Genomic DNA, 25,387 nt, shown 5'->3' on the forward strand with positions numbered 1-25,387 from the left:
TGGGCGGGTGGAGATTCCGTCGCCACACGACGGCAAGTCCACCCACCCCCCATCACCGGCCCACCCAGCCCCGCAGCCACCAACACCGACGCCGACGCGACTTCCCCCAGGACGCTCCACCTCGGGCAGCGAGTGGACCGCGCCACCCCGACCACCACCCGCAGCCACCCGAGCATCAGTGCACAGATCGATGCAGGACTCGGCGGGTGCGGCCGCTGGGTCCTGCATCGATCCCTGCATCGACGGAAAGGGGGGGCGACCGGCGCCCACGGGGGTCAGGGGGAGGTGGGGTGGCCGGCGAGGTAGGTGGTGTGGATGCGGATGTCGGAGAGGGCGCCGGGGGTGCGGGCCAGGGTGAGGGGGTCGTCGTCGAGGAGGACCAGGTCCGCGGGGGCGCCGGGCGCCAGCGCGAGGGGGTGGCCGTCCACCGACGACGCGAGCGCGGTGCGGATGTCGAGGGACTGCTCGGGGTGCCAGGGCTCGTCGCCGGGGGCGGCGCGGTGGACGGCCGCGTCGATCGCGAGCCAGGGATCCAGGGGCGCGACGGGGGCGTCGGAGCCCAGGGCGAGGGACGCGCCCGAGCGCACGAGCGCGCCGTACGGGAAGGCACGCCCGGTGCGGCCGGCCCAGTGCCGGTCGGCGACGTGCCGGTCGTCGACGAGGTGCTGCGGCTGGACGCTCGCGACGACGCCGAGGGAGGCGAACCGCGCGAGGTCGCGGTCCCCGACGAGCTGGGCGTGCTCCATCGAGCCACGGGTGCCGGTGGCCTCGAACGCGTCGAGCACGAGCCGCACGGCGGCGTCGCCGATCGCGTGGACGGCGGCCCGGAGCCCGTGGCGGTGCACGTGCGCGAGCAGCGGCTCGAGCTCGGTCGACGGGACGGAGAGAACGCCGTGGTCGGACGTGCCGGGGTACGGGTCGTCGCACCACGCGGTGCGGGTGTTCAGCGAGCCGTCGACGATCACCTTGAGCGGCCCCTGCTCGACCAGGCCGCCGGGCACGGCCGCGTCGCCCGTGTGCAGCTCCTCGCGCAGGACGCGGTCGAGGTACGGCTGCCAGACGCCGGCGCGCACGCGCACGGGCGGGGCGCCCGCGGCCGCCCGGCGCCGCCACACCGCGAGGTTGTCGGCGATCTCGAAGTCGACGACGCCGACGACGCCACGCGCCGCCGCGGCGCGCAGCGCGTCCGTCACGAGTGCGTCCGCAGCCTCGTCGGGCAGCCGGTCCACCCCGCCCTGCAGCGGGAGCCAGTCGCCCTCGCGCAGCAACCCGTCGACGCGCCGCGCGCCCAGATGACGCAGCCCGGCGCTGGACGCCCACGCGCAGTGCAGGTCGCCCGAGACGAGGACGACCGGGACGTCGCCGGCGACGGCGTCGAGCGCCGCGACGGTCGGTTCGTCGGGCCACAACCCGTCCCGAAAGCCCTGCCCGACGAGGACCGCGCCGCCCGCCGGGGCACCGGCCGCGAGGCGCTGCGCGACGAGCCGGACCGCCTGCGCCGCGGACCGCGCACCGGACACGTCGAGCCGCTGCCGAGCCAACGCCCACTGCGTGAGGTGCACGTGCTGGTCCCACAGCCCGGACATGACGAACCGCCCGTCGTAGTCGAGCACCTCGACGTCGGCCGGCGCCGGCAGGTCCGGGCCGATCGCCGCGATGCGCCCGTCCCGCACCAGCAGGTCGACCGGCTCGTCGGACCCGAGGCGCCGGACCGCGCGCAGCAGGACCGGTGCGGGTGTCATCGTCGTCGGGCTCAGAGCGCCAGCGGCGCGCCGGTGAGCCGCTCGAACGCGTCGAGGTAGCGAGCGCGGGTGCGCTCGACGACGTCCGCGGGCAGTGCCGGCGGCGGGGTGTCGGACGCGCGGTCCCAGCCCGAGTCCGGCGAGGTCAGCCAGTCGCGGACGAACTGCTTGTCGAAGCTCGGCTGCGCGTGCCCGGGCTCCCACTGCGCCGCGGGCCAGAACCGCGACGAGTCGGGGGTGAGGACCTCGTCACCGAGGGTGACCGCGCCCGTCGTCGGGTCCGTGCCGAACTCGAGCTTCGTGTCGGCCAGGATCACGCCGCGCTCGCGCGCGATCCCCTCGGCCCGGGCGTAGACCGCCAGCGTGAGGTCCCGCAGCGTGGCCGCCGCGCCGTCACCGATCGTCGCGGCGACCCTCGAGAAGGGCACGTTCTCGTCGTGCTCGCCGAGCTCCGCCTTCGTCGCGGGCGTGAAGATCGGCTCGGGCAGCCGCGACCCGTCGACGAGCCCGGTCGGCAGCGGGATGCCGGTGACCTCGCCCGACGCGCGGTACTCGGCCAGGCCCGAGCCGGTGAGGTAGCCGCGCGCGACGCACTCGACGGGGAACATCTCGAGCCGCCGGCAGACCATCGCGCGGCCCGCGACGGCCGCCGGCACGTCGGTCGACACCACGTGCGACGGGACCAGGTCGGCGAGCTGCGCGAACCACCACAGCGACAGCTGCGTGAGCACGACGCCCTTGTCCGGGATCCCGGGCGTGAGCACGTGGTCGTACGCCGAGACGCGGTCGCTCGCGACCACGAGGACCACGTCACCGTGCGCGGCGCTGATCGCGGTCCCCGCGGGCGTCTCGTCGGGAACGTACAGGTCACGAACCTTGCCGGAGTACGTGTGCGTCCAGCCGGGCAGCGCAGCAGCGTCGAGAGTCACCGGGACAGTGTGGCCCGCGCCGACGCCCGGGTCACGCAGCATCTCAGCGCGGTCCGTCCGCTGCCCGGCCGTCACTCGTCGTCAGGCCTCACTCCTCGTCGAGGCACACGACCTTGCCGGCGTCGCCCTCGACCCACGCGGTCGCGGTGTCGGGGCAGTCCGTCTCCGACGAGACGACCGCGGACGCCCGGTAGGCGTGGTCCGACGAGCACGACACGAGCACGGCGTCGGCGCCGTCGACCTTCCAGCACGATCCGACGCTCGCCGTCAGGCTCTTGGTCTCGACGACCTTGCCGATGGTCGCCGCGCCGAGCACGAGGCACGCCACCAGGCCGAGGACCGCGAGCGCCTTGACGCCGCCACCGATCGCCGCGCCGCCGAGCCTGCGCGACGCGTTGTAGGACTTGATCCCGCGGAAGATCGACAGCGCACCGAAGGCCAGCGCGCCGTACATGATCACGCCGTGGCTGCTCCCCACCGACGCGAGCGTGACGACCGATGCCACGACGACGGCACCGACGCCGAAGAGGAACGCGCGCGCCGCGTTCTTGCGCAGCGCCGCGATCTCGTCGTTCGCCGGGTCGGCGGACCCGAAGCCGGCGCTCATGGGCGGCGGACCGTAACCCGGGGTCGCCGCCCCATAGACCGGGATCGCCGCCCCGTAGCTCGGCGTCGGCGTCCCGTAGCCCGCGAGGAACGGGTCCGCCGCGACGGGCTGCGCCGAGGAGGGCGCGGGCGTGGCGCCGACGGTCGTCGGCGTCTCGTCCGGCAGCCAGAGCTGCCAACCCTCGGGCGGCGCCGGCCAGCTCGGGTCGGGCACCCAACCGGGGGCGGGCTCCCAGCCCTCCGGGGCAGCGGGCCAGTTCGGGGGCGGGTTGAAGCGCATGGGACTCCTCGTCGGCGGGTGATCACCCGACGCATCGGCCGACGGGCGCTCGATCTTGACAGGACCCTCGCGCGCGGACCGTACGACGCCCGTTCGGCGTAGTGGCAGGTCAGTCGCGCGTGACGGCGAGCGCGATGTCGCCGCGGTGGTGGCTCGCCCGCAGCTCGACGTGCGCGACGCCGGCGTAGGCCGCCTCACGCGCCTGCGACAGCGTCGCGCCGGTCCCGACGACGGACAGCACCCGCCCGCCGGCACTGACGAGCCGGCCGGCGTCGTCGGTCGCGGTGCCGGCGTGCAGGACGTGGACGTCCGGCACGTCCTCGGCGGCGTCGAGCCCGCCGATCTCGTCGCCCGTGCGCGGTGCGGCCGGGTAGCCGTCGGACGCGACGACGACCGTCACGGCCGCGTCCTGCCGCCACTGCAGCGGCGGCAGGTCGCCGAGCCGGCCCTCGGCCGCCGCGAGCAGCACACCCGCGAGCGGCGTGGCCAGGCGCGCGAGCACGACCTGCGTCTCGGGGTCACCGAAGCGCGCGTTGAACTCCACGACGCGCAGCCCCTTGCTGGTCAGCGCGAGGCCGCAGTAGAGCACCCCGGCGAACGGTGTGCCCCGACGCGCCATCTCCGCGACGGTCGGCCGTGCGACACGCTCGAGCACCTCGTCGACGAGCCCCGCCGGCGCCCACGGCAGCGGCGAGTACGCGCCCATGCCGCCGGTGTTCGGTCCCTCGTCGTCGTCGAGCGCGCGCTTGAAGTCCTGTGCGGGAACCAGCGGGACCACATCCGTGCCGTCGCACAGCACGAACAGCGAGATCTCGGGACCGTCGAGGTACTCCTCGACGACGACCTGCCCGCCCTTGACCAGGCACGCGGTGGCGTGGTCGATCGCCTCGGTGCGGTCGTCGGTCACCACGACGCCCTTGCCCGCCGCGAGCCCGTCGTCCTTGACGACGTGCGGAGCGCCCAGCTCGTCGATCGCGGCGACCGCCTGCGCGACCGTGCTCGCGACGCGCGGCTCGGCGGTGGGCACGCCCGCGGCGGCCATGACCTCCTTGGCGAACGCCTTCGACCCCTCGAGCCGCGCGGCCTGCGCCGAGGGCCCGAACACCGGCACTCCCGCCGCGCGCACCGCGTCCGCGACACCCGCGACGAGCGGCGCCTCGGGTCCGACGACGACGAGGTCGACCGCGAGCGTCGTCGCCAGCCGCGCCACCGCCTCGCCGTCGAGCTGGTCGACCGCGTGCAGCGTCGCGAGCGCGCCGATGCCGGGGTTGCCGGGGGCCGCGTGCAGCTCGGTCACGACCGGGTCGAGAGACAGCGCCCGGACGAGCGCGTGCTCACGCGCACCGGTGCCGACGACGAGGATCTTCACGGCCGCGAGCGTACCCGCGCGGGCGTCCCGCACAGCACCGCCATGGGCGGTTCGCGTGGGTGTCTGCGGCCGCCCCTACACTCCGCGGATGACGAATCGCCTGTTCGCGCAGGCCTCGCGGCTCGACGAGGTGCCTGGTGACAGCACCGGTGACCGGCTCGCGCTCGGGCTCGCGCCGGCGCTGACACCGAGCGGCCTCGTCGACGACCCGAGCTTCTTCCACGGCTTCGCGGCGCACCCGCAGGTGCTCGCGCGCGGGTTGCTGACCCTCGCCGACGTCACAGCGACGCGGTACTTCCAGTTCACGCCGTCGACGATGCGGGACCCGGTCCTCACGGCGCACGGGGACCGGCTGCGCGCCGAGTGCTTCTCGTCGTGCAACAGCGTGTACGCGCGTCTCGACCTCCTGGCGGACGCGTTCGACTCCGGCGAGATGTCGCACGGGACGACGAACGTGGACATCGGGCTCGCGACCCGTGCGGCGCTGTCCCGCATCGGGCGGGACCGGCTGCTGCACCTCGACGTCGGCACCGACGGGCTCACCGTGTCGCAGGTCGAGGGCGCGGTGGTCGAGCGACCGGTCGAGATGCCCCCGCGGTGGGTGCGCGCGCTCGGCAACGCCGCGGAGCTGCACCACGGCCTGCCGCTCGCGTTCGAGATGGGTGCAGCGGGTGCCAAGGCGTTCGTCGCGGGTCTGCCCGCCGCGACGAGCAGCCCGCGCAACGGCTGGTTGGTCCCGTCCGGCACCGGGGTGCGGGTCGCCACGAGGCCGACGAGCGGGGGCGTGCTCGTCGCCGGTCTGCACCGGCTGAGCGCCGCGAAGCGCCTGCTCCCGCACCTGACGGGCATCGCGGTGTACGGCCGCGCCGAGCCCGGCCCCGTGGTCGTCGAGCTCACGGTGCCCGGCGGACGCCTCGTGCTGGGGCTCACGGACGAGGCGTGGCGCGGCCACTCGGGCGAGGGTGCGCTGCTCGGCCGGCTGGCGTCGGCGACCGTCGCCGAGGACGCCGACCTGGTCAGCGCCCTGCTCGCGTTCGAGCCGGTGATCGACGTGCCTCGGCTGACCCGCGAGGCCGCACTCGACGAGCCGCGCGTGCGGGATGCGCTCGCGGTGCTCGCCGCCGACGGCCGCGTGGGTTGGGACCTGCGCGACGCGGCGTGGTTCCACCGCGAGCTCCCGCACGACCCGGAGCGCGTCGAGAAGGACAACCCCCGCCTGGTCACCGCCCGGCGGCTCGTCGCGGACGGGGCGCTGTCCCGCGCGCCCGAGGGCTGGCACGTGCGCAGCCGCTCGGGCGGGCCCGACCACCTGGTGAGCGGCGACCGCTGCACGTGCACGTGGTTCCTGCGCCACGGCACCGGCCGCGGCCCGTGCGCGCACATGCTCGCCGTCCGGCTCGTCACCCACGAGGAGATCGCATGACCGTGTCCACGAAGCTCGCTGCGGCGATCGACGTCTTCACCGCGCTGGGCTGGCGGGACGCGACGCTCGCCGACGCCGAGACCCGCCCGCTGGGCACGCCCGAGCAGCAGCGGGTCGCGCGCGACGGGCTGGCGTCCGGCGACTGGGGCGAGTACGGGCCCGGCCCCGACGGGGCGTACGGCTGGGTCCCGTGGGTCGACGTCGACCGGCACGTGCTCGCGGTCTTCGCGATCCGCGTCGGGGTCGACGCGCGGCGGGCGGAGTCGGTCCTGCCGGGCAGCCAGGACCTCGACGACGAGACCGCCACCCGGATCCTCGCGGCGCGCGGCCCCGCGTTCGCGCAGCAGTTCGTCGCCGCCGCGTGCCGGGCCGGCCGCCGGCCCTGGGAGCACGACTCGACCGTCAACTCCGGTCCCGCCGTCCGACTCGTCGACGTGCACGACCTGCCGGTGCCCGCCGAGCTCGAGTACCTCAAGGACTGGTCCGCGTACGCGCTCGCGGTCCTGACCGGCGAGTCGCACGTCTTCCCCAGCGCGCGTGGTCTGTGCGCGCCCGAGGTGGTGCTCCGCCGGCTGCCCGAGCACGTGCGGGCGGGCGTCGGCTCCGGTGTCCCCGCGACGGGGCCGTTCGGGTCGGTCGTCGCCGTGGCCGTCGACCGGGGGCTCGTGGCGCGCGAGGAAGCCCTGGACCTCGTGCTCGTCGCGCTCGACGCCGCGCCGCGCCCGGGGGACCGCAAGATCTGGACCGAGGTGCTCACCGGCCCGCTCGCCGTGACCGACGACGAGCTCGCGGCACGGGGCGACGCGCTCGTCACGGTCCTCGCGCACGGCGACGCCCCCGTGGTCGAGGCCCTCGCCCCGCGCCTGATCGCGACCGTGCCCGACGACGTGCTGGGCGACGTTCTCGCGGTCACGCTGCCCGTCCGTACCCGGAAGGCGCAGCGCAGCGTGCTGGACGCGGCGGCCCGTCACGCGCGGCCTTCATCGGACGTCACCGAGGCGGTCGCGCCGCTCGTCGTCCCGCTCGTGTCGAACCCCGACCGTGCCCTCGCGCGCGCCGCGCAGGGGCTGGTCGAGGCGTGGGGCCTGACGGACGGGCCGGGCTCGGGCGGGCATGGCGCGGGTGCGTTCGACGCGGGTGCGTCCGGCACGGTCGCGTCCGGCACGAACGGGTCCGACGAGCCTGCGGTGGTCGGTCTGTGGCGCGCCACGCCGCCCGTGTGGGACGTGCCCCGGTTCGTCCTGGAGGAGCCCACCGCCCGTGCGCTCACGGAGGCGGCCGCGACGCTCGTCGGGCGTCCCGACGACGCCTTCGACGTCGAGACCGAACGGTTCCTGGCCCTGGCGAACGCCGTCGCCCGCACGGACCGGGAGTCGGCACGCACCGCCCTCGCGGGTGTGCGGCCGACCTGGGTGGGCGGCCTGCGCACCGTCGCGGAGTGGGTGTCGGGCAAGCCGAACCCCCTGCTCGACCGACTGCGACCCACCGGTCGCGGAGGTGCGCAGCACCTCGTGTGGGCGCCCCTGGACGCGCGCGAGGGGGCGGTGTTCCAGCGGCTCGGCGAGGTGCCCGCGCTGCTCTCGACGCCGACCTGGGTGGACCTGCGGATCGACCCCGCGGACCTCGTCGGGCGCCTGCGCGAGTACGCGGAGCAGGACGCGCGGGTGATCGAGGCCGACCTGTACCTCGCCCTGACCCGCTGCGACCCCGCGCTCGCCACGCCCGAGGTGCTCGCGGCGCTCGCGGCGCTCGACGTGCCCGTGGTGCTGCAGTCAGGGGCGCCGGCGTCGTTCACCGCCGGCCCCGTCGCCGCGCAGTACCTGACCGACCCGATCGTCGAGCCGCCGCTGCAGGTCAGCGACGGCTGGCGGTACTGGGAGCCCGCGCCGCTCGTGCTGCCCGGCTCGCTCGCCGCGTTCCCGCCACGGCTCGGCGGCGACGACGGCACGGACTCGCCCGACCTCGCAACGTTCCCGACGTGGGGTGACAGCACGATGGCGGCCGAGGGCGCCTCCGAGTCTGCCGGGGCAGGGCTCGTGCTGCGGCAGCTCGCCCGGCGCGCGGCGCCACTGACCCCCGGGCTCGCGGTCAACCTGCTCGGTGCGCAGCGTCGGTTCCACGCCGTCGCGGCACCCGACGGCACCACGGCCGTGCTCGAGGCGTGGGAGCGCGGGCTGCTGCGGCCCGGGGTCGCGGAGGTCCGGCTGCTGGACTGGACACAGCATCCGACAAACCTCGCGGCGCTGGCCCGCGCGTGCGGGGAGCTCGCCGCCGAAGGGCTGCTGTCCGTGGTCTGGCCGCTCCTCGACGACCTCGTGCGAGCGTCGCTCGAGGGGTCGCGGCTCGCTGCCGGGACGGCCGAGTGCGTCGAGACGATGGTCACGCTCGTGCCCGAGGTCCTCGCGGCCGTCACCGCCGGGTCAGCACCGTCGGGGACGACCGACGTGCCGGGAGCCCGCGCGCTGGCCGCCCGACCGGGGTCGTCGCGCGCCGTCACCGCTGCGCGCGCGCTCGTCGGTCTCCTCCCCGAGGCGACCGCACCGGGCACCGGGCCGGTCGCACCGGCGGGACCCGTTCGCGCTGTGACGCCGTTCGACGACATCTGGCCCGCCGATGCCGGCACCCTGCCCGCGGTCGACGACGGCGCGACGATCACGGCCCAGTGGCTCGACGCCGCCACACGCAGCAAGCTGCTCGCGGTCGACATCACGCTCCCGCCGGGGTCCGCAGGGCCGCGTCCGGCGGCGGTGCGCTCGTCACCGGCAGCCGACGGTCCCTACCGGGTGGTCAAGTCCTCGTTCTACGACCTCGAGGCCGAGGGCCAGTGCGCCGCGGCCTCCCCTGCCGCCGTGGCCGCCGGCACCACCGCACCGAACGTGTGGCTCCACTGGGACGCCGACGAGGGCCGGCTCGTCGTCGCGCCGCAGCGCAACTGGCGTGGCGGGACCGACGGGCCGCTCGAGCGCGGCACGATCCCGCCGCTGACGACCCCGCCGCTGACGACCTCGATGGTCGCCGTCGTGCTGGCGAGCCTGTGTCACGACGACGCGCCCACCTACTACGTCAGGTCGATCGTCGACGAGGGGCTGATCGGCTCCGCCTCGGTGACCGCCGCCATGCGCGCGCTGCTCCCCCACCCGGACGTGAGCCCCGCGCGGATGGTCAAGACTCTCGAGCTCGCGCCGACGACGCTTCCCGTGCTGTGGCCCGTCCTCGTCGAGTCCGTGCGGCACGCCGCCGGCGTCGAGGGTGCCCCGCCACGCTGGCTCAACCGTGTGCTGGACGTCGCGCTCGTGCTCGCCCCGACCCTGCGCGAGGCCGCCGCCCGCGGCCTGATCCCCGCCGGGTCGGCCGCCTGGCCCGGGCTCGCTGCCCTGACCACCCGGCGAGGCTCGGCGACCGTCCCGACGAAGGCGCGCGCACTGGCCGAGGCCGTCCTGAGCGGCTGACCCGGGAACGCCCGGGACGAGAACTGCCGGGCGAGTCGTCGCGCGGGGATCAGCCCTGGTCGCCGAGCGGGAGCGGGAACACGTCGAGGTAGACGCGGACCCGGCGCCGCCCTTCGGTCTCGCCCGCGGCCTTGCGGGCCTTGGCAGCCTCGGTGTGGCGGTCGAGCAGGTGCTGCAGCTCCTCGCCGAGCGCGCTCGCCTCCTCGAGCGTCAGGTCCGACGAGGACGCGGTGTGCAGGGCGCCGTCGTCCCACGGCGCTTCGTCGTCGATGGTGTCGAACCACACCTGCAGCGTCTCGGCACGCTCCTGGATCACCGCGCGCAGCGCCGTGTCCACCGCGAGCCGCGACGCCGGGTCTTCGAGGTTGCGCCGGTCGATGCTGAAGCCGACCGGCCGCCACCACCGCTCGCGCCCTCCGGTGGGCGCCTGCGGGTCGTCTTCGATGAGCCCGTGGCGCTCGAGCTGGCGCAGGTGGTAACTCGTCTGCCCCGTGCTCTCCCCGAGGTGCCGCGCGATCTGGCTGGCCGTCCCCGAGCCGTGCGCGGTGAGGTAGCGGTACATCGCGATCCGCAGCGGGTGCGCGAACGCCTTCAGCGCCTCCCCGGAGAGCGGGTTGGGCAGGTCCCGCTCGGTCCGCGCGGCCGCGGCCGCGGCCGGCCCGTCGTCGAGCGCGACCTCGGGCACCGCGGCGGGCACGGCGTCGGGCAGCGCGCCTGGCGCCGCCGTCAGCGCGGCGGTGGGCACAGCCAGATCGACCGGGGGGTTGCGCTCCGACATATGCAGAGATACCTTTGCACTCGTTCCTTTGCAGAGGTTTCTTTGCATCGGATCCTCTGCATCCGAGTTGATCGTATCGGGAGACGCCATGACCACCACCACGCACACGTCGAGCGGCGCGGGCCTGGCGAGCGACGTGAAGGAGCCGCGTGACGTGAAGGACATCGCTCCGGGCACGCCCGACCCGCAGTCGACGGGCACGCAGACCGCCGGCGCGCAGCCGGCCGGCACGCAAGCCGCGGGCGCGCAGCCGGCCGGCGCCCAGACCGTCGGCACGCGCACGGCCGGCACGGAGAGCGCCGGCACCAGCGCCGGTACTCCGGTGGCCGAGCCGCTCGGCAGCCGCTTCACGGCCCTGCTCACCGTGACCGGCCTGGCCAACCTCGGCGACGGCATCGTCCAGATGGGTGCGCCGCTCGTCGCCCTCACGCTCACCCGCTCACCCGCGCAGATCGCGCTGCTCACGGCGGCCACCTGGCTGCCGTGGCTCGTGCTCGGTCTCGTCGGCGGCGTGGTGGTCGACCGCACCGACCGTCGGCGCACGCAGATCGTCGCGCTGCTCGGCCGCGCGGTGCTCCTGGCGGCCGGCGCGGCGTTGGTCGCGAGCGGCCGGCTGTCCATGCCCGTGCTCGTCGTGCTCGTGCTGCTGTACGGCGTGACGGAGGTCTTCGCCGACCTCGCGCAGAGCTCGATCGTCCCCGACCTCGTGCCGCGCAGCCGCCTGCAGGCCGCCAACGGGCGCGTGCTCGCGGTGCAGCAGGTGACCAACACCTTCGTCGGGAGCCCGGTCGCGGGCGCGCTGCTCGCGCTCGGCGCCGCGTGGGTGCTCGGCATCCCGGCCGCGCTGGCCGTCGCGGCCGTGCTCGTGCTGGTGCGCGGCATCCGCGGCCACTACCGCGCCGAGCGCACCGAGCCCACCGCCGCGATCGCCGACGTCCGCGAGGGCGTCAGCTACGTCGTGCACCATCCCGTGCAGCGGCCGTTCGTCATCGCCGGTTCGGTGATGAACATGGCGAGCACCGGCTACATGGCGGTGTTCGTGCTGTGGGTGATCGGGCCCGGGTCGCGGATGGGCATGCAGCCCGAGCACTACCCGTTGCTCGCGACGATCCTCGCGGTCGGCGCCGTCCTTGGCAGCCTGCTCACCGAGCGCCTCGTGCGCGCGCTGCCCGAGCTCGTCGTGATGTACGGCTGCTGGCTCGTCGTCGGGCCGCTGCTGCTCGTGCCGGTCCTGGTGCCCACGGTGCCGGCGCTCGGGGTCGTGCTGTTCCTCGTCGGGTTCACCAACACGATCGGCAACACGATCTCGCAGTCGCTGCGGCAGCGCGTCGTGCCCCGCGCTCTGCTCGGCCGTGCGGCAGGTGCCGGCCGCACGCTCGCCTACGGCCTGATGCCCGTCGGGGCGCTCGTCGCCGGTGTGTGCGCCGAGCAGTGGGGCATCGCCGCCGTGCTCGTCGGCGCAGCGATCCTCACCGCCGCCGCCGCGATCTACCCCACGCTCACGGTCCACAAGAGCACGGTCGAGGCAGCCGAACAAGCCAACCCCGACTCCCCCTGACCCCCACCGGAGCAGTCCACGGCGGCTACGGACCCACCCACCGTCCACGGACACCGCGAACGCCCACGGACCCCGCGCCGGAGCGGTCCGTAGACGCTGCGGGTGTCCGTGGACGCTCCGGCTGTCCGCAGACGACGCAACGGACCGTCGCCGACGCATGGGCCCGCACCGGAGCAGTCCACGGTGGCTACGCGCCCACCCAGCGTCCACGGACACCGCGAACGTCCACGGACCCCGCGCCGCAGCGGTCCGTAGACGCTCCGGGTGTCCGTGGGTGCTGCGGGTGTCCGCAGACGACGCGACGGACCACCGGCGACGCACGGGCCCGCGCTGGAGCAGTCCACGGCGGCTACGGACCCACCCAACGTCCACGGACACCGCGAACGCCCACGGACCCCGCGCCGGAGCGGTCCGCAGACGCCCCGGCTGTCCGTGGACGCTCCGGCTGTCCGCAGACGACGCGACGGACCACCGGCGACGCACGGCCCGCGCCGGAGCAGTCCACGGCGGCTACGGACCCACCCAGCGTCCACGGACACCGCGAACGTCCACGGACCCCGCGCCGGAGCGGTCCGCAGACGCTGCGGGTGTCCGTGGGCGCTGCGGGGGTCCGTGGGCGACGCAACGGACCACCGCCGACGCGCAGGCCCGCGCCGGAGCAGTCCGCAGGCGCTCCGGGGGCTGTGGGCGCCCGGGGGTCTGGGCGGGTTGCCGTGGAGGGGGTGGGTCAGGCGAGGAGGTCGTGGCGGACGATGGTCTCCTCGCGGCCCGGGCCGACGCCGATGGCGCTGATCCGGGTGCCGGAGATCGCCTCCAGGTGCAGCAGGTAGCGCTGCGCGGCGGCGGGCAGGTCGTCGAACTCACGGCAGCCCGTGATGTCCTCGGTCCAGCCGTCGAGATGCTCGTAGACCGGCTTGGCGTGGTGGAAGTCGCTCTGGTCGTCGGGCATCTCGTCGAAGCGCCGGCCACCGACGTCGTACGCGACGCACACGGGGATGCGGTCGCGACCGGTCAGCACGTCGAGCTTCGTCAGGACGATGTCGGTCATGCCGTTGACGCGCGACGAGTAGCGCGAGACCACGGAGTCGTACCAGCCGGTCCGACGAGGGCGCCCGGTGGTGGTGCCGAACTCGCCGCCGGTCGTGCGCAGCCACTCGCCGTCCTCGTCGAGCAGCTCGGTGGGGAACGGCCCCTCGCCCACGCGCGTGGTGTAGGCCTTCGCGACACCGACCACGCGGTCGATCCTCGTCGGACCCACGCCCGAGCCCGTGCACGCGCCACCCGCGGTCGCGGACGACGACGTCACGAACGGGTAGGTGCCGTGGTCGACGTCCAGCATGGTCGCCTGACCGGCCTCGAAGACGAGCGTCTTGCCCTCGTCGAGCGCGCGGTTGAGCTCCAGGGGCGTGTCCCCGACGAACGGGCGCAGCCGCTCGGAGAAGCGCAGCAGGTCCTCGACGGTCTCGTCGACGGTGATCGCGCGGCGGTTGTAGACCTTGACCAGGAGGTGGTTCTTCTGGTCGAGCGCGCCCTCGACCTTCTGCCGCAGGATGCCCTCGTCGAACAGGTCCTGCACGCGGATGCCGACACGGTTGATCTTGTCCGCGTACGTCGGGCCGATGCCGCGGCCGGTGGTGCCGATGCGCCGCGAGCCCAGGAACCGCTCGGTGACCTTGTCGAGCGTGCGGTTGTAGGGCGCGATGACGTGCGCGGCCGACGAGACACGCAGCCGGGACGTGTCGACCCCGCGCGCCTCGAGCGCGTCGATCTCGCGGAACAGGACCTCGATGTCGACGACGACGCCGTTGCCGATCACCGGGACCACACCGGGCGACAGGATGCCCGACGGCAGTAGGTGCAGCGCGTACTTCTCGCCGCCGACGACGACCGTGTGGCCGGCGTTGTTGCCGCCGTTGAACTTCACGACGTAGTCGATGCGCGAGCCGAGCTGGTCGGTCGCCTTGCCCTTGCCCTCGTCACCCCACTGGACTCCGAGCACCACCACGGCAGGCATCTGATCACCACTCCTGGCTGCCTTCGTCGGTGCGGCCCACCAGCGACGGGCGGGCTCTCGGCACGGGCGGCAGCGACCCTGTACCTCCGAGAGGCTACCGAACCCTCAAGACCAGGTCATGTCCCGTCCGTCCTCCGGCCGTCCCGCGAGCGGGCCCGACGAGCAGTGCCGCCGCCTCAACGCAGCGCCGAGACCTGCGCGACCGACGTCCCGGAGTCCGTGAGGAACTGCTCGCAGCGCTCGGCCTCCTCCTGCTCGCCGATCGCGTCGGCGGCCTCGGCGAGCGCGAGCAGCGCACGCAGGAAGCCCTGGTTCGGGACGTGCTCGACGGGGATCGGGCCGCGCCCGCGCCAGCCCGCGCGGCGCAGCGCGTCGAGACCGCGGTGGTAGCCCGTGCGTGCGTAGGCGTAGGCCGCGACCGGGTCACCCGCGTCCCGCAGCGCCGACTCCGCGAGCAGCGCCCACACGATCGACGACGCCGGTGCGACGAGCACGGCGTCGCGGGCCGTCGAGCCGCTCGCGAGCGCGGTCCGGGCGTCGCCGTCGGGGCCGTCTGCGGGCAGGAGGGTCGGTTCGGGGCCGTCGAGCAGGTTCGCGTGGCTCATGGGGCCATCCTGCCCGCGTTCCTCGCGCGCGACGAACGTGCGCGTGCGATCATGTTGGACGCCCGTCCGACTGCGTCCGTGGTGGCATCGAACGGCTGCGGATGCAGACCCTCACGGGCGGAACTACAGTCGACCGCGACTCCCGGCCGCCGCGCCACCGATCCGGCGGACAGGCTCGCCCACGAACGCGGTGAGGACCATGATCGACATCTCGGCGTCGCCGACGAGCACCACGCTCGTCGTCTCCGGCGACCTCGACCTGGCCGAGCGTGACCAGTTCCCCGAGGTCACCGCGCGCGTGACCGGGCTGCGTCGCCAACTCGTCGTGATCGACATGTGCCGCGTGACGTTCATGGACTCGACCGGCGCGGCGTTCCTGATCTCGCTCGCGGACTCGTCGCGCAACCGCGGCGGCGCGGCCGTGCTGCGGGGTGCCGACGCGCGCGACCTGTTCGTGCTCGAGGTCTGCGGTGCCCTCGAGCTGTTCCGGATCGACCGGGACCACCGCTGCGACGACGTCCCGGACGCGGTCGAGGAGCCCTCGATCGTCTGAGCCGCCCGATCCTTCGAGGCGCCCGATCCTCCGGGACGCCGCTCAGTCGTCGGCCGGGTCCCGCCCCGGCGGCAGCGCACCCGGTCGCACCTTGGCCCACACGACCTTGCCGCGGCTCGACTGACGCCACCCCCAGTCCGCGAGCCGCTCGACGATCCGCATACCGAACCCGCCGACGCGGCCCGGGTGCCCGTCGGTGGTGACCGGCGGCGCGGGGTTGCCGTCCTCGACCTCGATCCGCAGCCCGTCGCCGGTGTCGTAGAGCTGTAGGGAGACGTGCCCGAAGCCGTGCATCACGGCGTTCGCGACGAGCTCCGAGACGACCAGTTCGGCGTTGGCGGCGTCGGGCATCTCCCACGCCTGGCAGGTGCGCACGACGGCGTGCCGTGCGCGTCCCACGGACGCGGGCTCGGCGGGCAGCGACCAGCGACGACGACGAGGGCTGCGGCCCGGTGCCACATGGTCCTCGGGTTCGGGTACGCGCACGACGACGACCGCGACGTCGTCCTCGGGGTGGTCCGCGAGCCGCGAGAGCAGCTCCTCGCCGATGCCGGCGGAATCGCGCGCGGTGACCCCTTCGACGACCCTCGTCAGGCTCGCCAGCCCGTCACGCAGGCTGCGGTCGCGGCGCTCGACGAGGCCGTCGGTGTAGTAGACGAGCACGTCGCCGGGCTCGAGGTCGAGCGCGTCGGTCGCGCGGTCCTGCCCGCCGAACCCGATGAGCGGCCCGCCCGACCCGAGCAGCTGCTGCACGACGCCGCCGCGTGCGTGCAGCGCGGGCAGGTGCCCGGCGCGCGAGTACTCGAGGCGCCACCGGCCGTCCGAGCGCGTCAGCGTGGACAGCACGAGTGCCGCCGCACGCGGGATGCCCAGCCCCGCGACGAGCTGGTCGACGCGCTGCAGCACGGGCCCCGGCCGCGTCAGGTCGTACGCGTACGACCGCACGACCGAGCGCAGCTGACCCATCGCCGCGGCGGCCTCGACGTCGTGGCCGACGACGTCGCCGATGACTACGCCCACGACGTCCGGCGAGATCTGGAGCACGTCGTACCAGTCCCCGCCGACCTGCGCGTTCTCCGAGTTCGGCGCGTAGTACGTCCACACGTCCAGGCCGCGGACCTCGGCCTGCTGCGGCAGCATCGCGCGCTGCAGCGTCTCCGCGAGGCGGTGCTCGCGGTCGTACAGCCGCGCGTTGTCGAGCACGAGGCCCACCCGTCGGGCGGTCAGCTCGAGCACGGTCCGGGTCGAGGGCTCCAGCCCGTCGAGCCCCGCGCCGTACCTGGGCACGACGACGAGCACGCCGATCACCCGGCGCCGGCCGGGCACGGGGTACACGACGACGCTGCGCGCACCCGTCGCGGCGTCCTCGAGCCGGCGACCGGCCTCGCGGACGATCCAGTGCGACGCGCTCCCCGGCGGGTGCTCGGTCGCCAGGTCGAGCTCGACCGGCCGGTCGGCGTCGCCGTCGAGCAGCCGCTGCATCTCGTCGGCCCGGGGCATGGGCTCGTCCCCGCCGTCCGGGCGGCGGGGCGCGCCGTGCCGTCGGCCCTTGCCCGACGGCGGACGCGCCTCGTCGAGCGAGTCGGCGGTGCGCAGACCGTGGTCGTTGACGTAGAACTGCGCCCAGCCGACGACGGTGCGTCGCAGCAGCGCGGCGATCTCGGAGAGCGGTGTCGCCGGGTCGTTGACGTCCATCATCAGGTCCGAGACCTGCATGATCAGCCCGAGGCTGCGCTTCTCGCGCCGCTCCGCCTCGACCATCTCCTCCTGCTCGCGGTCGTGCGAGATCTGGTCCGTGAGGTCCTGCATCACGGCCACCCAGTGCGTCACACCGTCGGCGGCGGACATCGGCGACAGGTAGACCCGGCACGGGAACGTCGTGCCGTCGTGGCGGTGCAGCGTGAACGAGACCGCTGTGGACCGGCCCGCATCCAGCTCCGTGCGCGCGCCGAACAGCTCGTCCCGGGCCTCCTGCGCACGGGCGTCCCACTGGCGGGCGCGGGCGCCGGCCGCGTCGTAGCCCGTCAGTGCCTCGAACGCGGCGTTCACCCAGACGACGAGGTGCGGCTCGTTCGCGTCGAGCAGCGCCATCGGCACGAGCGTCGCCGACAGCGCGTTGGCGAGCACCTCGGCGTCGACGCCCAGGACGGGCACCGCCGGAGCGTCAGGGATCGCGACGAGACCGTCGGGCCGTCCGTCGGACAGCTCGTCGGATCTGTCTGCGGAGCCCTGCTCCGGACGCGTGTGCGAACGCTCGTCGGGCAGCGACGGGAGAATCGGTGGCTCCTGGGTGTTGACCACCACCACCTCCGATCGTCTAGCGTGCCGAACGGGCGGATGTCGCGACTGGTGTCCCCCCTTCTCGAGAAGGAGCACCGTGCGCGACGCTAACAGCACCAAAGGCGACGAGTCGGCCGAACCGGCGGCGCCCGCACCCGTGGAGGGCGACAGCGGTTCCATCCACGTGATCGTCGGCGCACGGACCACGCGCATCGTGCTCTCCGGCGAGATCGACGCCGAGCTCGCGGCCGAGCTCAACGAGGCGACCATCGAGGCCGAGGACGCGGGCCTCCCGATCGAGGTCGACGCGCACCACGTCACGTTCATGGACTCGTCGGGCGTCGCGTTCCTCGCGCGCCTCTCGGTGCGTTCGCAGCATCGCGTGACGCTGCTGCGCGTGCCGCCCACCGTGCGCTTCCTGCTCGAGGTCACGCGGATCGGCGAGATGCTCGACGTCGTGGACGAGGACCGCCGGTTCCAGCCGGTAGGCCCGGACACGCCGCTCGACGACTGACGTCAGCCCCTCGGGCACCGTGAGCGACACCTGCCGGTGCGCCGTGAGCGTTACCTGCCGGTGCACCGTGCAGCCGACGATGCGCGCGAGCTGAGACCCGGCCCGCCAGACACCGCGAGCGTGCACTCGAGCCCCGTCGGGGCCGGAGTGCACGCTCGCGGCTACAAGGTGCTCAGCCGAGCTTGGTACCCGCCGAACGCAGCTGCTGGCACGCCTCGACGATGCGCGCGGCCATGCCCGCCTCGGCGAGCTTGCCCCACGCACGCGGGTCGTAGGCCTTCTTGTTGCCGACCTCGCCGTCGACCTTCAGGACGCCGTCGTAGTTGGTGAACATGTGCGAGACGACGGGACGCGTGAACGCGTACTGCGTGTCGGTGTCGATGTTCATCTTGATGACGCCGTTGTCGACCGCCTCGGCGATCTCCTCGGCCGTCGAGCCCGAACCGCCGTGGAACACGAGGTCGAACGGCGACTCCTTGCCGACCTGCGCGCCGACGGCCTGCTGGATGTCCGCGAGGATCGACGGACGCAGCTTGACCGCACCGGGCTTGTAGACGCCGTGCACGTTGCCGAACGTGAGGGCCGTCAGGTAGCGGCCCTTCTCGCCGGTGCCGAGCGCCGCGACCGTGGCCAGGCCGTCCTCGGCCGTGGTGTAGAGCTTGTCGTTGATCGCGGCCACGTGACCGTCCTCCTCGCCACCGACGACGCCGACCTCGATCTCGAGGATCGTGCGCGCCGCCTGCGAGAGCTCGAGGAGCTCGGCGGCGATCACGAGGTTCTCCGCGAGCGGGATGTCCGAGCCGTCGAACATGTGCGACTGGAACGTCGGGTTCTCGCCGCGCTTGACCTGCTCGGCCTCGAGCGCGAGCAGCGGGCGCACCCACGAGTCGAGGTTCTTGGCGACGCAGTGGTCGGTGTGCAGCGCGATCGTCACGCCGTAGTGCTTGGCGACCTCGGTCGCGTAGGCCGCGAGCGCGAGCGAACCGGCGACCCGGTTCTTGATCGTCGAGCCGGACGCGTACTCGGCACCGCCGACGGAGACCTGGATGATGCCGTCCGACTCGGCCTCGGCGAAGCCCTGGATGGCGGCGGTGACGGTCTGCGACGACGTGATGTTGACGGCCGGGTAGGCGAACTTGCCCGCCTTCGCCCGGTCGATCATCTCGGCGTACACCTCGGGGGTGGCGATGGCCATGCGCTCACGACTCCTGTGGCTGGATGGGGGTGGTGTCACTTCCGAGTTTGCCACTACCCGACGATCCCGTGGTCGGGACGTCCTGCCCATGGACAGCCCGTCCCCGCGTGCCGGACGGGCTTCGCGCCCGGTTCGCCGCCGGGGTCTGAGGTCACGGGCGGCGGGCGGACGCCGTCGCGTGCTGGGTCACCCACGCGTGCATCGCGATCGCCGCGGCGGCGCCCGCGTTGATCGACCTCGTCGAACCGAACTGCGCGATGTGGAGGACGTCGACGGCCGCCGAGCGCGCCTCGTCGGACAGGCCCACGGACTCCTGGCCGAACAGCAGGACGCACGCCCGCGGCAGCGGGTAGCCCTCGAGCGGGACGGAGCCCGGCAGGTTGTCGACGCCGAGGACCGGCAGGTCACCGGCGTTCGCCCAGTCGATGAGGCCCGCCACGTCGGCGTGGTGGCGCACGTGCTGGTAGCGGTCGGTCACCATCGCGCCGCGCCGGTTCCAGCGGCGCCGCCCGACGATGTGCACCTCGGCGGCGAGGAACGCGTTGGCGGTGCGCACCACCGAGCCGATGTTCAGGTCGTGCTGCCAGTTCTCGATCGCGACGTGGAAGGTGTGCCGGCGCGTGTCGAGGTCGGCGACGATCGCCTCGAGGCTCCAGTACCGGTAGCGGTCCGCGACGTTGCGCCGATCACCGTGCGCCAGCAGCTCGGGGTCCAGACGCGGGTCGTCGGGCCAGGCGCTCTGCCCGCCGGGCCACGGCGGCACTCCGACGCTCGACTCCTCCACGCAGCCCACCGTAACGATGCGAGGGCCGGGCCGCACCGCACGCGCACAGCGGAAGCACAGGCCGGGCACGGGTGGCCCGCAGCGCGCCCCGTACGCTTGACCCCATGCTCTCGACGACCGCGGCGGCCGTCCTGCCGGAGCTCGTGCAGGCACCTTTGGTGTCCCTCGGCCCGGACATCCTCGACCCCGACCACCTGATCCAGCGCTTCGGAGCGGCCGTCCTGGTCGGCATCGTCGCGATCATCTTCGTCGAGACCGGGTTGCTGTTCCCGATCCTGCCCGGCGACTCGCTCCTGTTCACCGCCGGCGCGCTCGTCGCGCAGTCGGCGTTCCCGGTCGACATCTCCATCTGGGCGCTGTGCGGGCTCATGTTCCTCGCCGCGTTCCTCGGGGACCAGACGGGCTTCCTCATCGGGCGCAGGCTCGGGCCACGGGTCTTCAACAAGCCCGACTCGCGATTCTTCAAGCAGTCGTACATCGATCAGACCTACGGCTACTTCGACCGCTACGGCGGCCGGACGATCATCGTCGCGAGGTTCGTGCCGATCGTCCGCACGTACGCCCCGGTCGCGGCCGGCATCGGCAAGATGCGCTACCGGCACTTCGTCACGTACAACGCGATCGGCGCGCTGCTGTGGGGCGTCGGGGTGACGATGCTCGGCTACGCGCTGGGCAACGTGCCGTTCATCAAGAACAACATCGAGTCGCTGCTCGTGCTCGTCGTGCTGATCTCGGTCATCCCCATCGGCATCGAGCTGTGGCGCTCGCGCCGCCAGCGACCCACCGGCGAGGACGGCCGCGACGAGCGGTACGACGAGGAGTCCGAGCGGCGCGACATCGAGCGGAAGGCGTTCGAGTGACCCGACGCATCAAGGCCTGGCTCACCGACATGGACGGGGTCCTCATTCACGAGGATGTCGCGCTGCCGGGCGCCGCGGCGTTCGTCGACGCGCTGCACGCCGCGGGACGGCGCTACCTCGTGCTGACCAACAACTCGATGTTCACCACCGACGTGCTGTCCGCCCGGCTGCGCGCGATGGGCATCGACCTGCCGCCCGAGGCGATCTGGACGTCCGCGCTGGCTACCGCCCAGTTCCTGCGCGACCAGATGCCCGGCGGGTCCGCGTACGTGATCGGCGAGGACGGCCTCCTGGCCGCGCTCGACGAGGTGGGCTGCACGATCACGGCGCAGGACCCCGACTTCGTCGTGCTCGGCGAGACCCGGACCTACTCGTTCGACGCCATCACCCAGGCGGTCCGGCTCATCCAGCGGGGTGCGCGGTTCATCGCGACGAACCCCGACGTGACCGGCCCGTCCGCCGACGGCGACCTGCCCGCGACCGGCGCCGTCGCCGCGATGATCCGCACGGCCACCGGCCGGGCGCCGTACTTCGTCGGGAAGCCCAACCCCGTGATGATCCGCTCCGCGCTGAACCGGATCGACGCGCACTCCGAGTACACCGCGATGGTCGGTGACCGGATGGACACCGACGTCGTCGCCGGGATCGAGGCCGGGCTGCGCACGTTCCTGGTGCTGTCCGGCTCGACGCGCCGCGAGGACGTCGAGCGGTTCCCGTTCCGCCCCTCGGAGATCCTCGACTCGGTCGTCGACCTCGTCGAGCGCGTGGGCTGACGCCCGTCCCGTTCGTCGGGGCCGTTCGTCGGGGCCTTGTTCGTCGGGACCGTTCGTCGGGGCCGTTCGTCGGGGCCGTTCGTCAGAACTGGACGTCGGGCGCCTGGCGGACCTGCGGGTCCGCGACCTCGAAGTACTCGGCCCGCTCGAAGTGGAACATCCCGGCGATCACGTTCGCCGGGAACGACTCGACCTTGGTGTTCAGGGTCCGCACGTTCGCGTTGTAGTAGCGGCGCGACGCCGCGATCCGGTCCTCCGTGGCAGTCAGCTCGGCCTGGAGCTGCTGGAAGTTCTCGCTCGCGCGCAGCACCGGGTAGTTCTCCGCGACGGCGAACAGCCGTCCCAGCGCCTGCGTGAGCACGTTCTCCTGCTGCGCCTGCTCGGCGGGCGACGAGCCCGCACCCGCGGCCGCGGCGCGCGCCTGCGTGACCTCGTCGAACACGCCCCGCTCGTGCGCGGCGTAGCCCTTGACGGTCTCGACGAGGTTCGGGATCAGGTCGTGCCGACGGTGCAGCTCGACATCGATCTGCCGCCACGCCTCCTGCACGAGGTTGCGCAGCTTGACCAGGCCGTTGTACTGCGAGACGGCCCACAGCCCGACGACGACGATCAGTACGACGACGATGACGGCGAAGATCACGGGCGGTGTCCTTCCGTGGGGTTGCCAGCAGCGTAGCCAGTCGACGCGGGCCGCGGTGCGGCCGTCGTCACCGTCACGCTGACGTCATGGCGCCTGCAGTCCGCCGTCACGCCAGGTCGAGGTCCGCCAGGCTGAGCAGCGCGAAGTACGGCACGCCGAGCGCCTCGATCTTGGCCTGCGCACCCGTCGCGCGGTCGACGATGACCGCGACGCCGCGCACGTCGGCGCCGGCCTCCCGCGCGGCCTCGACCGCAGCGATCGGCGAACCGCCGGTCGTCGAGGTGTCCTCGAGCACGACGACCCGTCGGCCCGCGATGTCCGGGCCCTCGATCTGACGCTGCATGCCGTGCGCCTTGACGGCCTTGCGCACGACGAACGCGTCGAGGTCCTGGCCCCGGCTCGCGGCGGCGTGCAGCATGGCGGTGGCGACCGGGTCCGCGCCGAGCGTGAGCCCGCCGACCGAGTCGACCTCCGCGGTGCCCAGCCCGGCCTCCTCGAGCATGTCGAGCATGAGGTGCCCGATCAGCGGTGCGGCGCGGTGGTGCAACGTCGCGCGGCGCAGGTCCACGTAGTACTCGGCCTCGAGTCCCGACGAGAGGGTGACCCGGCCGTGCACGACGGCGAGCTCCTGGACGAGGGCGATCAGCTGGTCACGGGGCGAGGCGCCAAGGTCAGTCACGCCGGGAAGGCTACCTCCCTGCCCCCGACCGGACATCCGCGATCGTGCGAGGAAATGGTCACGATCCGTGGCCGATTCCTCGCACGCTGCGGGGTCAGCGGCCGGTGGGTTACTCGGCGGGGGTGTCCGGGGACTCGATCGCGCGGCGGTAGCGGCCGACCGCACGGACCGCTCCGCGCGGGGCGAGGCGGGCCGCGGCGGCGATCGCCCGGTAGCGGATGCTCGGCGTCGAGATGACCGTGCCGCGCCGCACGTCGGCGAGGGCCGTGGCGACGACGTCCTCCGCATGCAGCCACGCGACCTCGGGATAGGTGCTCACGTCGATCCGGCCGCGCTCGTGGAACTCGGTGTGCACGAAGCCGGGGCACAGCGCGGTCGCGGTCACGCCGGTGCCCTTGAGCTCGACGGCCAGGCCCTCCGTGAACGTGCGCACCCACGCCTTGTGCGCGGAGTAGGTGCCCGACGCCAGCAGCGCCGCGATCGACGCGACGTTGAGGATCGCGCCGCGCCCGCGCTCGACCATCGCGCCCGCCGCGGCGTTCGAGAGCACCAGGACGGCGCGCACCATCACGTCGAGCGCCGCCTCCTCGGCCGCGAGGTCGCCGCCGACGAACCGCTGGTTCAGGCCTAGGCCGGCGTTGTTCACCAGGAGCCCGACCGGCCGCTCCTGGTCGCGCAGCCGATCGGCGACCCGCTCGACGTCGCGCCGGTCGGACAGGTCTGCCACCAGCACCTCGGCGTGGACCCCGGCCGCGGCTCGGAGCTGGTCGGCCAGCCGGTCCAGACGATCCTGCGAACGCGCGACGAGGACGACGTCGTGCTTGGCCGTGGCCAGCTGCCAGGCGAACTCGAGTCCGAGTCCAGCGCTGGCGCCGGTGATCAGTGCGGTGCCCATGCCGCCAGCCTACGAAGCGGCGGGCCGGCCGCGCACGCCACGTCGCCGACTCGCCGCACCGACCTCGCCGCGCCGCGGCGGCGAGCGGGTTCGTCGGGCCGGTTCGTCGGGCCGGTTCGTCGGGCTGGTTCGTCGGGCTGGTTCGTCGGGCTGGTTCGTCGGGCGGGATCGTCGGGCGGGATCGTCGGGACTACAGGCCGGAGAGCTGGCCGTACGTGGAACGCACGCGCAGGTCCTTGGCCTTCGCGGTGCAGTTCGCGATCGAACCCTCGTACGCGATGGTGCCGGAGGAGACGTTGCCGGACGTCACGAGCGCCGAGCTCGCGCCGTAGACAGGGGCCTTGTACCCGGCGAACAGGTTCTGCTTCACCGAGGTCAGGTCCTGCCGCTGCAGCTCCCAGATCTTGACGCCGCCGTCCCACTGCTGGGATCCAGCGGGGTTCGCGACGAGGTTCTGGTTGATCCGGACGTACTGCGCCGCGAGCCCGACGGTGACGCCTGAGGCGCCGCCGAGCATCGTGTTGCGGCTGATGGTCAGACCGTGCGGGCTGTCGCTCGAGGCGCTCTGGTACGGGCCGGCCGCCTTGATCTGCGAGCCGCGGGGCGCGCCCGCGAGGAGGTTGCGTTCGATGAACCCACCGCTCGAGTAGATCCCCGCCATGACGTAGATGTTGTGGTCCATGCCGTGCGTGTCGTCGCCGCGGTTGTCCCGGATGCAGTTGAGCGCGATCTTGTAGTCGTGCGGACCCGCGGCCTTGCGCGCCGCGACCGAACCGGTCCGCGTGCCGGGCAGGACCATGACGTTCGCGACGCCCGTCGAGCCGGCGACCTCGTTGTTCGTGAAGGTCCAGCCCGTGCCGCCCTGCAGGTAGACGATCGCCTGGCCGGTCTGGATCTTCGAGTTGTAGAGGAAGTGGAACCCGCGCACCGTCCAGTAGCTGGCCAGCTCGAGCGAGAGCGTGCCGCGCACGTCGACCCGCTCCTTCGGATGGCTCTGCAGGACGATCGGGAGGGACTTCGTCGCTGCGACCGCGCCCCAGCCGACGGCCTCGCTGTAGGTCCCACCGCGCACGACGATGACGTCGCCGGGCTGGGCCGAGCGCACGCCCGCCTGGATGGTCCGCAGCGGTGCGCCGGACGAGGCCGGCGGGCAGGTCGCGCGGTCGGTCGACTTGAGCCTCAGGCACTCGTAGCGGTTGACGGTCTTCTTCCCCCACGACACCTCGTAGGTGTATTGGTCCGCACCGGTCGTCGACACGTACAGCACGCGGCCGCCGTCACCCGGGGTGGCGATGCTCTTGGAGCCGACACCGAAGTAGACCGAGCTGCTCGCGGCCGAGGCGCTCGTCGCGGTCACGCCCGTCGTCACCGCGAGCGCGAGGAGCGCGCCGAAGGCGATCAGGCGGCGACGAAGGGTCGGCCGGTCGGTCGAGCGGTGCATGCTTCCTCCTGACGGGACGA

At 73.7% G+C, this 25,387-nt stretch carries 21 protein-coding genes; 7 read left to right on the plus strand and 14 right to left on the minus strand.

Features of this window, described 5'->3' with window-relative positions; translation table 11 throughout:
- Nucleotides 1–275 precede the first annotated feature (275 nt).
- From CCO02nite_RS02590 to purD, 4 genes are all read right to left on the minus strand, one after another.
- On the minus strand, nt 276–1,742 hold the full coding sequence (locus CCO02nite_RS02590; protein ID WP_146841500.1) for an amidohydrolase: 1,467 nt from the start codon (nt 1,740–1,742) through the stop codon (nt 276–278).
- A gap of 11 nt (nt 1,743–1,753) precedes the next feature.
- Nucleotides 1,754–2,713, minus strand: coding sequence for a phosphoribosylaminoimidazolesuccinocarboxamide synthase (locus CCO02nite_RS02595; RefSeq protein ID WP_146841501.1), 960 nt, complete (start codon nt 2,711–2,713; stop codon nt 1,754–1,756).
- A 46-nt stretch (nt 2,714–2,759) separates the two neighbouring features.
- Entirely contained in the window at nt 2,760–3,557 is a 798-nt protein-coding gene (locus CCO02nite_RS15850; RefSeq protein ID WP_222593120.1) for a hypothetical protein, read from the minus strand.
- Between the two features lie 109 nt (nt 3,558–3,666).
- Nucleotides 3,667–4,926, minus strand: a complete 1,260-nt coding sequence (purD, locus tag CCO02nite_RS02605; protein ID WP_146841502.1) for a phosphoribosylamine--glycine ligase — start codon at nt 4,924–4,926, stop codon at nt 3,667–3,669.
- Nucleotides 4,927–5,014: 88 nt separating this feature from the next.
- Here purD and CCO02nite_RS02610 point away from each other — a divergent pair, with 88 nt between their 5' ends.
- Together CCO02nite_RS02610 and CCO02nite_RS02615 are read left to right on the plus strand one after the other, a co-directional pair.
- Nucleotides 5,015–6,349 (plus strand): SWIM zinc finger family protein, encoded by a 1,335-nt coding sequence (locus tag CCO02nite_RS02610; RefSeq protein ID WP_146841503.1) that lies wholly within the window; start codon nt 5,015–5,017, stop codon nt 6,347–6,349.
- On the plus strand, nt 6,346–9,798 hold the full coding sequence (locus CCO02nite_RS02615; RefSeq protein ID WP_146841504.1) for a DUF7824 domain-containing protein: 3,453 nt from the start codon (nt 6,346–6,348) through the stop codon (nt 9,796–9,798). Before CCO02nite_RS02610 ends, CCO02nite_RS02615 begins: the two co-directional genes overlap by 4 nt.
- Before the next feature lie 49 nt (nt 9,799–9,847).
- Here CCO02nite_RS02615 and CCO02nite_RS02620 read toward each other — a convergent pair whose 3' ends face one another.
- Entirely contained in the window at nt 9,848–10,543 is a 696-nt protein-coding gene (locus CCO02nite_RS02620) for a helix-turn-helix domain-containing protein (protein WP_246117300.1), read from the minus strand.
- 121 nt (nt 10,544–10,664) lie between these two features.
- On the opposite strand from CCO02nite_RS02620, the gene CCO02nite_RS02625 reads away from it, so the two are divergent.
- Nucleotides 10,665–12,134, plus strand: coding sequence for an MFS transporter (locus CCO02nite_RS02625; protein WP_146841506.1), 1,470 nt, complete (start codon nt 10,665–10,667; stop codon nt 12,132–12,134).
- Nucleotides 12,135–12,861: 727 nt separating this feature from the next.
- Here the strand turns inward: CCO02nite_RS02625 and CCO02nite_RS02630 are convergent.
- Nucleotides 12,862–14,148 (minus strand): adenylosuccinate synthase, encoded by a 1,287-nt coding sequence (locus CCO02nite_RS02630; protein ID WP_146841507.1) that lies wholly within the window; start codon nt 14,146–14,148, stop codon nt 12,862–12,864.
- Between the two features lie 176 nt (nt 14,149–14,324).
- Entirely contained in the window at nt 14,325–14,753 is a 429-nt protein-coding gene (locus tag CCO02nite_RS02635) for a DUF3151 domain-containing protein (RefSeq protein WP_146841508.1), read from the minus strand.
- 199 nt (nt 14,754–14,952) lie between these two features.
- Between CCO02nite_RS02635 and CCO02nite_RS02640 the strand changes: the two genes are divergently transcribed.
- Nucleotides 14,953–15,306, plus strand: coding sequence for an STAS domain-containing protein (locus CCO02nite_RS02640; protein ID WP_146841509.1), 354 nt, complete (start codon nt 14,953–14,955; stop codon nt 15,304–15,306).
- A gap of 42 nt (nt 15,307–15,348) precedes the next feature.
- On the opposite strand, the gene CCO02nite_RS02645 is transcribed toward CCO02nite_RS02640, so the two are convergent.
- Entirely contained in the window at nt 15,349–17,607 is a 2,259-nt protein-coding gene (locus CCO02nite_RS02645) for an ATP-binding SpoIIE family protein phosphatase (RefSeq protein WP_307724027.1), read from the minus strand.
- A gap of 76 nt (nt 17,608–17,683) precedes the next feature.
- Here CCO02nite_RS02645 and CCO02nite_RS02650 point away from each other — a divergent pair, with 76 nt between their 5' ends.
- A complete protein-coding gene (locus CCO02nite_RS02650) occupies nt 17,684–18,100 on the plus strand; it encodes an STAS domain-containing protein (RefSeq protein ID WP_146841510.1) in 417 nt (138 codons plus the stop codon).
- A 172-nt stretch (nt 18,101–18,272) separates the two neighbouring features.
- Here CCO02nite_RS02650 and fbaA read toward each other — a convergent pair whose 3' ends face one another.
- On the minus strand, nt 18,273–19,295 hold the full coding sequence (gene fbaA, locus CCO02nite_RS02655) for a class II fructose-bisphosphate aldolase (RefSeq protein WP_146841511.1): 1,023 nt from the start codon (nt 19,293–19,295) through the stop codon (nt 18,273–18,275).
- A gap of 151 nt (nt 19,296–19,446) precedes the next feature.
- Complete coding sequence (locus CCO02nite_RS02660; protein WP_246117301.1) at nt 19,447–20,079, minus strand: TrmH family RNA methyltransferase; 633 nt, start codon at nt 20,077–20,079, stop codon at nt 19,447–19,449.
- 104 nt (nt 20,080–20,183) lie between these two features.
- Here CCO02nite_RS02660 and CCO02nite_RS02665 point away from each other — a divergent pair, with 104 nt between their 5' ends.
- Together CCO02nite_RS02665 and CCO02nite_RS02670 are read left to right on the plus strand one after the other, a co-directional pair.
- On the plus strand, nt 20,184–20,939 hold the full coding sequence (locus CCO02nite_RS02665; RefSeq protein ID WP_146841512.1) for a VTT domain-containing protein: 756 nt from the start codon (nt 20,184–20,186) through the stop codon (nt 20,937–20,939).
- Nucleotides 20,936–21,712, plus strand: a complete 777-nt coding sequence (locus CCO02nite_RS02670; protein WP_146841513.1) for an HAD-IIA family hydrolase — start codon at nt 20,936–20,938, stop codon at nt 21,710–21,712. The genes CCO02nite_RS02665 and CCO02nite_RS02670 overlap by 4 nt, the downstream gene beginning before the upstream one ends.
- Nucleotides 21,713–21,794: 82 nt before the next feature.
- On the opposite strand, the gene CCO02nite_RS02675 is transcribed toward CCO02nite_RS02670, so the two are convergent.
- The 4 genes from CCO02nite_RS02675 to CCO02nite_RS02690 all read right to left on the minus strand — a co-directional run bounded on the left by CCO02nite_RS02675 (nt 21,795) and on the right by CCO02nite_RS02690 (nt 25,367).
- A complete protein-coding gene (locus CCO02nite_RS02675) occupies nt 21,795–22,352 on the minus strand; it encodes a LemA family protein (protein ID WP_146841514.1) in 558 nt (185 codons plus the stop codon).
- Nucleotides 22,353–22,458: 106 nt separating this feature from the next.
- Nucleotides 22,459–23,067 carry an orotate phosphoribosyltransferase gene (gene pyrE, locus CCO02nite_RS02680; protein ID WP_146841515.1) on the minus strand — a complete coding sequence of 203 codons (609 nt, stop codon included), beginning with the start codon at nt 23,065–23,067 and terminating at the stop codon, nt 22,459–22,461.
- A gap of 73 nt (nt 23,068–23,140) precedes the next feature.
- Nucleotides 23,141–23,926 carry an SDR family NAD(P)-dependent oxidoreductase gene (locus CCO02nite_RS02685; protein ID WP_146841516.1) on the minus strand — a complete coding sequence of 262 codons (786 nt, stop codon included), beginning with the start codon at nt 23,924–23,926 and terminating at the stop codon, nt 23,141–23,143.
- Nucleotides 23,927–24,116: 190 nt separating this feature from the next.
- On the minus strand, nt 24,117–25,367 hold the full coding sequence (locus tag CCO02nite_RS02690; RefSeq protein ID WP_146841517.1) for a right-handed parallel beta-helix repeat-containing protein: 1,251 nt from the start codon (nt 25,365–25,367) through the stop codon (nt 24,117–24,119).
- Nucleotides 25,368–25,387: the final 20 nt, after the last annotated feature.

The organism is Cellulomonas composti (genome assembly GCF_007990245.1).
Lineage (GTDB): Bacteria > Actinomycetota > Actinomycetes > Actinomycetales > Cellulomonadaceae > Cellulomonas > Cellulomonas composti.